This window comes from Mycolicibacterium agri, from assembly GCF_002553505.1.
Lineage (GTDB): Bacteria > Actinomycetota > Actinomycetes > Mycobacteriales > Mycobacteriaceae > Mycobacterium > Mycobacterium agri.
In genome coordinates, this window is the sequence record NZ_PDCP01000008.1 from 113000 (window position 1) to 125535 (window position 12536).

5 protein-coding genes are annotated in these 12536 nt (G+C 66.6%); all 5 read left to right on the plus strand.

The features are described 5' to 3' along the window. The first annotated feature begins 2 nt into the window (after nucleotides 1-2). Nucleotides 3-2186: a molybdopterin-containing oxidoreductase family protein gene (locus tag CQY20_RS06685; RefSeq protein ID WP_097939229.1), complete on the plus strand. Its 2184-nt coding sequence runs from the start codon at nucleotides 3-5 to the stop codon at nucleotides 2184-2186. 76 nt (nucleotides 2187-2262) lie between these two features. Next, nucleotides 2263-4110 (plus strand): alpha/beta hydrolase, encoded by a 1848-nt coding sequence (locus CQY20_RS06690; protein WP_097939231.1) that lies wholly within the window; start codon nucleotides 2263-2265, stop codon nucleotides 4108-4110. 282 nt (nucleotides 4111-4392) lie between these two features. Beyond that, nucleotides 4393-7875 (plus strand): DNA-directed RNA polymerase subunit beta, encoded by a 3483-nt coding sequence (gene rpoB / locus CQY20_RS06695; RefSeq protein WP_097939271.1) that lies wholly within the window; start codon nucleotides 4393-4395, stop codon nucleotides 7873-7875. A 47-nt stretch (nucleotides 7876-7922) separates the two neighbouring features. Next, complete coding sequence (locus tag CQY20_RS06700; RefSeq protein ID WP_097939233.1) at nucleotides 7923-11873, plus strand: DNA-directed RNA polymerase subunit beta'; 3951 nt, start codon at nucleotides 7923-7925, stop codon at nucleotides 11871-11873. A 188-nt stretch (nucleotides 11874-12061) separates the two neighbouring features. Next, the coding region (locus CQY20_RS06705; RefSeq protein WP_234816132.1) for a helix-turn-helix domain-containing protein at nucleotides 12062-12536 on the plus strand (475 nt) is incomplete at its 3' end.

The following is a 12536-nucleotide window of genomic DNA, read 5'->3' on the forward strand; positions in this document are numbered from 1 at the left end:
CGATGAACGTCGAGCAGAAGCCGACGTTCTGCCGGATCTGCGAACCGCTGTGCGGCATGATCGCGACCGTCGAGGACGGCCGCCTGCTCGCCCTGCGGCCCGATAAAACCCATCCGCTGTCGGCGGGGTTCGCCTGCCAGAAGGGCATCGCGTTCACCGAGGTCGTCAACGACCCGGATCGCTTGACGACGCCGATGCGCCGCGGACTCGACGGGTCCTTCACCCCGGTCAGTTGGGACGAGGCGATGTCGGACATCGCAGCGCGGCTGTCCGACATTCACCGGCGGCACGGCGCAGGCGGAATCGCTTGGTACTTCGGCAATCCCGGGGCGTTCAGCTACAGCCACACGCTGTGGCTGCCGATGTTCGTCGCCGCGACGGGCATGCGGATGCACCTGTTCACCGCGGGCTCGCAGGACGTCAACAACCGGTTCGTCGCCAGCCAGTTGCTCTACGGCTCTGCGTTGGCGATGCCGGTGCCCGACGCGCTGCGCACCGACTTCCTCGTCGTCATGGGGGCGAACCCGGTCGTCAGCCACGGCAGTGTGCTGACGGTGCCGCGGATCAAGGACCGCATGCACGACATCGTCAAGCGCGGCGGCCGCGTGCTCGTCATCGACCCGCGCCGCACCGAAACGGCCGCGCAATTCGAATGGTTGGGCATCGTTCCCGACGGCGACGCCTTCCTGCTGCTTTCGGTGCTGCACGTGCTGTTCGACGAAGGGCTCGCCGACCGCGCCCGCATCGCCCGCCAGGCCGACGGCCTGGACTGGCTGCAGCGGCTGGCCGCACCGTTCAGCCCGGAGGCAACTGCGCAGCACACCGGTATCGCGCCCGACACCGTCCGGTCGTTGGCGCGCGACCTGGCTCGCACCCCGCGCGCGGCGGTATACGGCCGCGTCGGCACCAGCACAGGCCAAAACGGAACGCTCACAACGTATTTGATCGACGCGGTGAACCTGGTGGCCGGCAATCTAGACGTCGCAGGCGGCAGCATGTTCGGCCGGCTCGGGATGCCGTGCGAGCGGTGGTTGAACATCCCCGGCGCGGCGCTGCTGCGCGCCGTCTACCGGCGCAGGCGCTCCCGTATCGGCGGGTTCCCGTCGGTACTGATGTCCGAACCGGCCGGCCTGATGGCCAAGGAGATGACCATGCCGGGGCGCGGCCAGATCAAGGCGTTGTTCATCAGCGCGGGCAACCCGGTGCTGTCGGTGCCCAACGGCGATGAACTCGAAGAAGCGATGCGCGGCCTCGAGTTGACGGTCGGTATCGACCTCTACGTCAACGAGACGCTCGCGCACTGCGACTATGTGCTGCCCGCGGCCAGCATGTACGAGCGCGACGATTTCCCGCTGGCGTTCCAGACGCTGCAGCCGACCCCGTTCCGGCAGGCCACCGAGGCCGTCGTCGCACCGGTGGGGCAGGCCCGCACCGAGTGGGAGATCATCGATGAGTTGATGGCCCGGATGTGGCGCCGCACGCCGACGTTGGCTCTGCTCGCGGCAGTACGAAAGCTGTTCGGGCTCTTCGGATCTCGGCTGTCGCCGCGGCTGCTGGTGGACGCCGTGATCCGGCTCGGCGACGACGGCGACCGGTTCGGGCTGCGCCGCGGCGGGCTGACTTTCTCCCGGCTGGCCGCCGAGCATCCCCACGGCAAGGTGCTGGCGCGCAATCTGCGGGCCGGGGTACTGGCCGACGTCGTCGTCTACCGCGGGCGCAAGATGCGGCTGCGCCATCGGGAGATCGCCGATCAGGTCGCGGCCCTGTCGCGCCGCCGCTCGCCGCAGAACTATCCGCTGCGGCTGATCGGGATGCGAGAGGCGCGCTCGGAGAACTCCTGGATGCACAACTCGCCGCTGTTGATGCGCGGCGAGCGGACCCAGCGGGCGTTGATGCATGTCGACGACGCCGCCGAACTGCACATCGACGACGGTGACGTGGTGCGGGTGCTCTCCGAGCACGGCGAGATCGCGGTGCCGGTCGCCGCCACCAAGGACATCGTCGCCGGCGTCATCGCCATCCCGCACGGCTGGGGCCACAAGGGCACCGGCGGCTGGCGGTTGGCCAACAGCGCGGGCGGCGCCAACGTCAACCGGTTGATGTCGAGCGCGCCCGAGGACATCGAGGCACTGGCCGGGATGGCCCGGCTGACTGGTGTACCCGTCCGCGTCGAACCCGTTTCCTGACCCTTCTCACGCAAACCGACAGTGCCGGTTGGCTGCCCGCGCTAGCGTTTTGCCCGGACGGGGGACAGGAGACCGCATGGGTGACCGGTTCTTCCTCTGGCTGGGCGCAGGTGCGATCACCGCCGGGGTGACCGTGGGCATGCTGGCCGGGGCCGGGGTGGCGTACGCGCAGACTGACGGCAGTGACAGTGGCACGAAGACATCGCAATCGTCGGATTCGACGAATAGCACTGAAAAGCAACAGGATTCGAGTCCAAGCGACACCAAGCAGAAAAGCCGCCGCGACACTACGCAGACTGCCGAGAAGGGCGACACACGCGCCACCGGCCGCGACCGCAGCGACGAGAATGACGGGAAATCCGTCGCCGAAAAGCCCCGCAAGGCGCTGAAGAACCGAACCCGTTCGCGCCATTCGAACGCCGTCGACAACGTCGTTGCCGCGGTGACGCAACGGCCGCACCGCACCGTCGTCGTCGGCAAGAGCCGGTCCATCGCCAAAGCCGAAACCGTCGAGACCAAGACCGAGCCCGTCCAAACCGAGCCCGTCGAAACCGAGCCCGTCGAGCCCCAGCCCGTCGCGACACGGGCCGTCGTCACCAAGCGCGTCGCGGCCACGAACGACGCGGCCCAGCCGACCCGTCTGGCCAATGTCACGCCGATGCGGGCGACGACGTCCGACGTCACCATCGAGACACCGCTCGCCGCCCAGGCCCGGCCGACGGCGGCCGCCTCCGCGCCGGTGCGGGTCCCCCCGGTGGTCAGCGCGATCGGAACGCTGGTCTTCGGACTGATCGCACTCGCCGAGAGCGTCTTCGAGGGACCGCCGATGGTGCCGCCGGCGCTGCGGGACGACGTCACCGTCCGCCGCTCCACGCTGACAATCCGAGAGGGCCACGACGTCCCCGCCGACTGGTACTTCCCGACCGGCGACACGCCACCGGAGGGCGTCATCTACCTGCAGCACGGCTTCCTGGCCCGCGGCGTGTTCTACGACTACACCGCGGCCAACCTAGCCACGCAGACCAACAGCATCGTCGTCGCGCCGTCGCTGACGTCGAACATCTTCGCCACCGACGGCATGTGGCTCGGCGGCGACCAGATGCATCGCGCCGTCGCCGACCTGTTCACCGACGAGAACACCGCCCTGCTGGCGAGCGCGCAGGCGGCCGGATATGAGGGCGACGCGCTGCCGACGAAGGTGGTGCTCGTCGGGCACTCCCTGGGCGGCGGCCTGGTCATCGACACGGCCCGCTATATGCAACGGAACGGGTCCGCCGACCGGCTGGCCGGCGTGCTGATGCTCGACGGCGTCTCCTTCACCGACCCGAGACCGATCCTGGAAGACCTCGACGGGATCCCCGTCTACAACCTGTCGGCGACGCCGTACTTCTGGAACCTCTTCGGCAGCATGGACCACGCCCTGGCCGGCCTCGACGACGGCGACTTCCACGGAGTCCAGCTGCGCGGCGGACTGCACTCCGACGCGATGATCGGCGGCAACCCCCTGGTGGCGTTCGGCGCCTACCTGCTGACCGGGTTCTCGCAGCCCGCCAATGTAGAGGCGTCTCAGATCCTGGCCGCGACCTGGATCAACGACATGTTCACGGGGACCAGGACCGACGGCTTCTACGGCGAGCCGGGCGAGAACTTGCCGATCCCGACGCGGTTCGGCACCGCGGTCGGGCTGGTGGCGCCGCAACCCGGAATCGGCGCCAGCGTGGCCCGCCAGCTGACCGCCGTCTTCCTCGCCTGGCTGGCCGGCATCGACTTCGCCACCGACGTGCCCGACGCCGTCAATGACGCCCCCGAGGCCCGAGAAACCGGCGTTTTGCAGGAAAAGTCCCCATGCAACACGCTGCAATCTCTTGACGGAAAGCGCCGAACGGGCCAGTCTGTTGGGCAGCATGTTGTGTGCACGGGTTAAGGACGCCAGCCAGCGCCCGATCGGCCTTGCATGCCGTGGTTGAGGAATACGCCGTCCTGCGCTATTGTTGGACGTTGCGCTGGCTGCCTCCTGCCCATCTAACGCCTCTGACACCGTGGTCCTAGCCTGAGCCTCATCGACGCAAGCTCAGTGATCTAGTTGCGTGCCCGCTGTCCGGGGCCGTCTGACACAGGGGAACGCCAGCCGAACCGACGCAGAGTTCGCGGCGTAAGGGTGGTGCGATCCTCCCGATAGTCGCATGAGGTGCTGGAAGGATGCATCTTGGCAGTCTCCCGCCAGAGCAAGACCGCTACTACTACTTATAACTCCGTCCCCGGAGCACCTAACCGAGTTTCCTTCGCCAAGCTTCGTGAACCTCTCGAGGTTCCGGGGCTACTTGACATTCAGACCGAGTCCTTCGAGTGGCTGATCGGCTCTGAGGAGTGGCGCGAAAAGGCCAAGGAGCGCGGCGACGTCAACCCCGTCGGCGGCCTCGAAGAGGTACTGAGCGAACTCTCGCCGATCGAGGACTTCTCCGGATCGATGTCGCTGTCGTTCTCCGACCCGCGGTTCGACGAGGTGAAGGCGCCGGTCGACGAGTGCAAAGACAAGGACATGACGTACGCGGCTCCGCTGTTCGTCACGGCCGAGTTCATCAACAACAACACCGGCGAGATCAAGAGCCAAACGGTCTTCATGGGTGATTTCCCGATGATGACCGAGAAGGGCACCTTCATCATCAACGGCACCGAGCGTGTCGTGGTGTCCCAGCTGGTCCGCTCGCCGGGCGTCTACTTCGACGAGACCCGCGACAAGACCACCGACAAGACGCTGCACAGCGTCAAGGTGATCCCCGGCCGTGGCGCATGGCTGGAGTTCGACGTCGACAAGCGCGACACCGTCGGCGTGCGCATCGACCGCAAGCGTCGCCAGCCCGTCACCGTGCTGCTGAAGGCGCTGGGCTGGACCAACGAGCAGATCACCGAGCGGTTCGGCTTCTCCGAGATCATGATGTCGACGCTGGAGAAGGACAACACCGCAGGCACCGACGAGGCGCTGCTGGACATCTACCGCAAGCTGCGTCCGGGCGAGCCGCCGACCAAGGAGTCCGCGCAGACCCTGCTGGAGAACCTGTTCTTCAAGGAGAAGCGCTACGACCTCGCACGCGTCGGCCGCTACAAGGTCAACAAGAAGCTCGGCCTGCACCCGGGTGAGCCCATCGGCACCACGACGCTGACCGAAGAGGACGTCGTCGCCACCATCGAGTACCTGGTGCGGCTGCACGAGGGCCAGCCCACGATGACCGCCCCCGGCGGCGTCGAGGTTCCGGTCGAGGTGGACGACATCGACCACTTCGGCAACCGTCGCCTGCGCACCGTCGGCGAGCTGATCCAGAACCAGATCCGGGTCGGCCTGTCCCGCATGGAGCGCGTCGTGCGCGAGCGCATGACCACCCAGGACGTCGAGGCGATCACGCCGCAGACCCTGATCAACATTCGTCCCGTCGTGGCGGCGATCAAGGAGTTCTTCGGCACCAGCCAGCTGTCGCAGTTCATGGACCAGAACAACCCGCTGTCGGGTCTGACCCACAAGCGTCGCCTGTCGGCGCTGGGCCCGGGCGGTCTGTCCCGTGAGCGCGCCGGCCTCGAAGTCCGCGACGTGCACGCCAGCCACTACGGCCGCATGTGCCCGATCGAGACCCCTGAGGGGCCGAACATCGGCCTGATCGGCTCGCTGGCCACCTACGCGCGGGTCAACCCGTTCGGCTTCATCGAGACGCCGTACCGCAAGGTCAAGGACGGTGTGGTCACCGACGAGATCGTGTACCTGACCGCCGACGAGGAGGACCGCCACGTCGTGGCGCAGGCCAACTCCCCGCTCGACGAGAACGGCCGGTTCTCCGAGGAGCGCGTGCTGGTCCGCCGTAAGGGTGGCGAGGTCGAGTTCGTCTCGGCGAACGAGGTCGACTACATGGACGTCTCGCCGCGCCAGATGGTGTCGGTCGCGACGGCGATGATCCCGTTCCTCGAGCACGACGACGCCAACCGCGCCCTGATGGGTGCCAACATGCAGCGCCAGGCGGTTCCGCTGGTGCGCAGCGAGGCACCGCTGGTCGGGACCGGTATGGAGCTGCGCGCCGCGATCGACGCCGGTGACGTCGTCGTCGCCGACAAGGCGGGCGTGATCGAGGAGGTCTCGGCCGACTACATCACCGTGATGGCCGACGACGGCACCCGGCACACCTACCGGCTGCGCAAGTTCGCCCGCTCCAACCACGGCACCTGCGCCAACCAGCGTCCGATCGTCGACCAGGGCGACCGGGTCGAGGCCGGCCAGGTCATCGCCGACGGTCCCTGCACCGAGCAGGGCGAGATGGCGTTGGGCAAGAACCTGCTCGTGGCGATCATGCCGTGGGAAGGCCACAACTACGAGGACGCGATCATCCTCTCCAACCGCCTGGTCGAAGAGGACGTGCTGACCTCGATCCACATCGAGGAGCACGAGATCGACGCCCGCGACACCAAGCTGGGCGCCGAGGAGATCACCCGGGACATCCCGAACGTCTCCGATGAGGTGCTGGCCGACCTCGACGAGCGCGGCATCGTCCGCATCGGCGCCGAGGTCCGCGACGGCGACATCCTGGTCGGCAAGGTCACCCCGAAGGGTGAGACCGAGCTGACCCCGGAGGAGCGGCTGCTCCGCGCGATCTTCGGCGAGAAGGCGCGCGAGGTCCGCGACACGTCGCTGAAGGTGCCGCACGGCGAGTCCGGCAAGGTCATCGGCATCCGGGTGTTCTCCCGCGAGGACGACGACGAGCTGCCCGCCGGCGTCAACGAGTTGGTCCGCGTCTACGTCGCGCAGAAGCGCAAGATCTCCGACGGTGACAAGCTGGCCGGACGCCACGGCAACAAGGGCGTCATCGGCAAGATCCTGCCGGTCGAGGACATGCCGTTCCTGCCCGATGGCACGCCGGTCGACATCATCCTCAACACGCACGGTGTGCCGCGACGGATGAACATCGGCCAGATCCTGGAGACACATCTGGGCTGGTGCGCGCACAGCGGCTGGAAGGTCGAGGGTAAGCCCGACTGGGCGGCCAACCTGCCCGACGAACTGCTCGAGGCCGAGCCGAACACCATCGTCTCGACGCCGGTGTTCGACGGTGCCCGCGAGGCGGAGCTGCAGGGGCTGCTGAGCTCGACGCTGGCGAACCGCGACGGCGAGAAGCTCGTCGACGAGGACGGCAAGGCGATCCTGTTCGACGGCCGCAGTGGCGAACCGTTCCCGTATCCGGTGACGGTCGGCTACATGTACATCCTCAAGCTGCACCACCTGGTGGACGACAAGATCCACGCCCGGTCCACTGGTCCGTACTCGATGATCACCCAGCAGCCGCTGGGCGGTAAGGCGCAGTTCGGCGGCCAGCGGTTCGGCGAGATGGAATGCTGGGCGATGCAGGCCTACGGCGCGGCATACACGCTGCAGGAGCTGTTGACCATCAAGTCCGACGACACCGTCGGCCGGGTCAAGGTGTACGAGGCGATCGTCAAGGGGGAGAACATCCCCGAGCCGGGCATCCCCGAGTCGTTCAAGGTGCTGCTCAAGGAGCTGCAGTCGTTGTGCCTCAACGTCGAAGTGCTGTCGAGTGACGGCGCGGCGATCGAGATGCGCGACGGCGACGACGAGGACCTGGAGCGCGCCGCTGCGAATCTGGGAATCAACTTGTCCCGCAACGAGTCTGCCTCGGTCGAGGACCTCGCTTAGTTCCGGCCTTTAGAAATTTCTAGTCCCGAAAGGGGAAAGGGAGTTACGTGCTAGACGTCAACTTCTTCGATGAGCTCCGCATCGGCCTGGCGACCGCTGACGACATCCGTCAGTGGAGCTACGGCGAGGTCAAGAAGCCGGAGACCATCAACTACCGCACATTGAAGCCGGAGAAGGACGGCCTGTTCTGCGAGAAGATCTTCGGACCGACTCGCGACTGGGAGTGCTACTGCGGCAAGTACAAGCGCGTCCGCTTCAAGGGCATCATCTGCGAGCGCTGCGGCGTCGAGGTGACTCGTGCCAAGGTGCGTCGCGAGCGGATGGGCCACATCGAGCTGGCCGCCCCGGTGACCCACATCTGGTACTTCAAGGGCGTGCCGTCGCGGCTCGGGTACCTGCTCGACCTGGCGCCGAAGGATCTCGAGAAGATCATCTACTTCGCGGCCTACGTCATCACCGACGTGGACGAGGAGATGCGCCACAACGAGCTGTCGACGCTGGAGGCCGAGATGGCCGTCGAGCGCAAGGCCGTCGAGGACCAGCGTGACGCCGACCTCGAGGCGCGTGCGCAGAAGCTCGAGGCCGACCTCAAGGAGCTCGAGGAGGAGGGCGCCAAGTCCGATGTCCGGCGCAAGGTCCGCGACGCCGGTGAGCGCGAGATGCGCCAGATCCGTGACCGTGCCCAGCGTGAGCTGGACCGGCTCGAGGAGATCTGGAACACCTTCACCAAGTTGGCTCCCAAGCAGCTGATCGTCGACGAGGTGCTCTACCGCGAGCTCGTCGACCGCTACGGCGAGTATTTCCAGGGCGCCATGGGCGCGGAGTCGATCAAGAAGCTCATCGAGAACTTCGACATCGACGCCGAGGCCGAGGCGCTGCGTGAGGTCATCCGTAACGGCAAGGGGCAGAAGAAGCTTCGCGCCCTCAAGCGCCTGAAGGTGGTCGCCGCGTTCCAGCAGTCGGGCAACTCGCCGATGGGCATGGTGCTCGACGCGGTGCCGGTGATCCCGCCGGAGCTGCGTCCGATGGTGCAGCTCGACGGTGGCCGGTTCGCCACGTCGGACCTCAACGACCTGTACCGCCGCGTGATCAACCGCAACAACCGGCTCAAGAGGCTGATCGATCTGGGCGCGCCCGAGATCATCGTCAACAACGAGAAGCGCATGCTTCAGGAGTCAGTGGACGCGCTGTTCGACAACGGCCGTCGTGGCCGTCCGGTCACCGGGCCGGGCAACCGTCCGCTGAAGTCGCTGTCGGATCTGCTGAAGGGCAAGCAGGGCCGGTTCCGTCAGAACCTGCTCGGTAAGCGCGTCGACTACTCCGGCCGTTCGGTCATCGTGGTCGGCCCACAGCTCAAGCTGCACCAGTGCGGCCTGCCCAAGCTGATGGCACTCGAGCTGTTCAAGCCGTTCGTGATGAAGCGTCTGGTCGACCTGAACCACGCGCAGAACATCAAGAGCGCCAAGCGGATGGTGGAGCGTCAGCGTCCGCAGGTGTGGGACGTCCTCGAAGAGGTCATCGCCGAGCACCCGGTGCTGCTCAACCGCGCACCGACGCTGCACCGGCTGGGTATCCAGGCCTTCGAGCCGATGCTGGTCGAGGGCAAGGCGATTCAGCTACACCCGCTGGTCTGTGAAGCCTTCAACGCCGACTTCGACGGCGACCAGATGGCGGTGCACCTGCCGCTGTCGGCCGAGGCGCAGGCCGAGGCCCGCATCCTGATGCTGTCGTCGAACAACATCCTGTCGCCGGCGTCGGGCCGCCCGCTGGCCATGCCGCGTCTGGACATGGTGACCGGGCTGTACTACCTGACCACCGAGGTTCCCGGCGATGTCGGCGAGTACAAGCCCGCGTCGAAGGATGAGCCGGAGACGGGTGTGTACAGCTCGCCTGCCGAGGCGATCATGGCGATGGACCGCGGCGCGCTGTCGGTGCGGGCCAAGATCAAGGTGCGGTTGACGCAGCTGCGTCCGCCCGCCGACATCGAGGCCGAGCTGTTCCCGAACGGTTGGAAGCGGGGCGACGCCTGGACGGCGGAGACCACGCTGGGCCGCGTGATGTTCAACGAGCTGCTGCCACAGGGCTACCCGTTCATCAACCAGCAGATGCACAAGAAGGTGCAGGCGTCGATCATCAACGATCTCGCCGAGCGGTATCCGATGATCGTGGTCGCGCAGACCGTGGACAAGCTCAAGGACGCCGGCTTCTACTGGGCCACCCGCTCGGGTGTCACCGTGTCGATGGCCGACGTGCTGGTGCCGCCGAACAAGCAGGAGATCCTCGACCGCTACGAGAAGGAAGCCGACGGGATCGAAAAGAAGTACCAGCGCGGTGCTTTGAACCACGACGAGCGCAACGGCGAGCTGGTCAAGATCTGGCAGCAGGCGACCGAAGAGGTCGGTGAGGCCCTGCGGGCGCACTACCCCAAGGACAACCCGATCATCACGATCGTCGACTCGGGCGCGACGGGTAACTTCACCCAGACGCGCACGCTGGCCGGCATGAAGGGTCTGGTGACCAACCCGAAGGGTGAGTTCATCCCGCGGCCGATCAAGTCCTCGTTCCGTGAGGGTCTGACGGTGCTGGAGTACTTCATCAACACCCACGGTGCTCGAAAGGGCTTGGCGGACACCGCTCTTCGTACCGCTGACTCGGGTTACCTGACCCGTCGTCTGGTCGACGTTTCGCAGGACGTCATCGTCCGCGAGGCCGACTGCGAGACCGAGCGCGGCATCACCGTGACGCTGGCCGAGCGGGCCGCCGACGGTTCGCTGATCCGCGACCCGCACATCGAAACCTCGGCGTACGCGCGGACTTTGGCCGCCGACGCCGTCGACGAGAACGGCAACGTCATCGTCGAGCGGGGTCACGATCTCGGTGACCCGGCCATCGATGCGCTGCTGGCGGCGGGCATCACCGAGGTCAAGGTTCGCTCGGTGCTGACCTGCACGACGGGCACCGGTGTGTGCGCGATGTGCTACGGCCGTTCGATGGCGACCGGCAAGCTGGTCGACATCGGCGAGGCGGTCGGTATCGTCGCCGCGCAGTCGATCGGCGAGCCCGGCACGCAGCTGACCATGCGCACCTTCCACCAGGGCGGTGTCGGTGAGGACATCACCGGCGGTCTGCCCCGCGTGCAGGAGCTGTTCGAGGCCCGCGTGCCGCGCAACAAGGCGCCGATCGCGGACGTCACCGGCCGGGTGCAGCTCGAGGAGAGCGACTCCTTCTACAAGATCACCATCGTCCCCGACGACGGTGGCGAGGAAGTCGTCTACGACAAGCTGCCCAAGCGCAACCGTCGCCTGAAGGTGTTCAAGCACGAGGACGGCACGGAGCGGCTGCTCGCCGACGGCGACCACGTCGAGGTCGGCCAGCAGCTGATGGAAGGCTCCGCGGACCCGCACGAGGTGCTGCGCGTCCAGGGCCCCCGCGAGGTGCAGATCCACCTCGTCAAGGAGGTCCAGGAGGTCTACCGCGCTCAGGGCGTGTCGATCCACGACAAGCACATCGAGGTGATCGTCCGGCAGATGCTGCGGCGCGTCACGATCATCGACTCGGGCAGCACAGAGTTCCTGCCCGGCTCGCTGACCGAGCGCAGCGAATTCGAGGCCGAGAACCGTCGTGTGGTGGCCGAGGGTGGCGAGCCCGCCGCCGGCCGCCCGGTGCTGATGGGCATCACAAAGGCGTCGCTGGCCACCGATTCGTGGCTGTCGGCGGCGTCGTTCCAGGAGACCACGCGCGTGCTGACCGATGCGGCGATCAACTGCCGCAGCGACAAGCTGCAGGGTCTGAAGGAGAACGTGATCATCGGCAAGCTGATCCCGGCCGGTACGGGCATCAGCCGGTACCGCAACATCCAGGTGCAGCCGACCGAAGAGGCACGGGCCGCTGCGTACACGATCCCGTCCTACGAGGATCAGTACTACAGCCCCGACTTCGGTCAGTCGACCGGTGCCGCGGTTCCGCTGGACGATTACGGCTACAGCGACTACCGCTAAGTCGATACGGAAAAGAGCCCTCGCCTTGTGCGGGGGCTCTTTTTCTACCGCGAGCAGACGCTAATGTCCGGTCTCTCCTGGGGCGATTTCTGGGGGTGATTGCAACAGCCACCTTGTTGGAGGTTGTTGTGTATCTGAAGGCTTATCCCTGGATTATGCGTCAGTTCTGGGATCGCGTTCGGGATGGGATGTCTGCTGGCGAGGCTGGGTTAGCCGTCGGCGTGTCGGTCCACAGCGGACGCCGGTGGTTTGCTGATGCTGGCGGGGTGAGACCTAAATTTCTTGACGAGGGGCCGCGGAAGCGGCCGCGGTTGACTCTGGGTGAGCGTGTAGTGATCGATGTGGGCGTGCGGATGGGCAGGTCTATCCGCAAGATCGCTGAGGAGTTGGGGCGGGCGCCGTCGACGGTTATGCGGGAGATCGAACGAAATGCGTTCTGCTACGGGCGTTATCGGCAGCGGTATCGGTTTGGGGCGCCGAAGAAGGGTGGCCGGGATGCCAAGCCGCGCTATCGCGCTGCCGGGGCGCAGGCGCGTGCCCAGCAGCGCGCGCGCCGACCTAAGCCGGGCAAGTTGGCGGTCAATGCGAGGTTGCATGATGAGGTGCAGACGCGGTTACTGGAGAAGTACAGTCCGCAGCAGATCGCTCGACGGCTACAGCTGG

What these genes read in the sequence shown, in the direction of transcription:
- CQY20_RS06685 (WP_097939229.1), top strand. Translation starts at nt 3, where the DNA reads ATGAACGTCGAGCAGAAGCCGACGTTCTGCCGGATCTGCGAACCGCTG.
- CQY20_RS06690 (WP_097939231.1), top strand. Translation starts at nt 2,263, where the DNA reads ATGGGTGACCGGTTCTTCCTCTGGCTGGGCGCAGGTGCGATCACCGCC.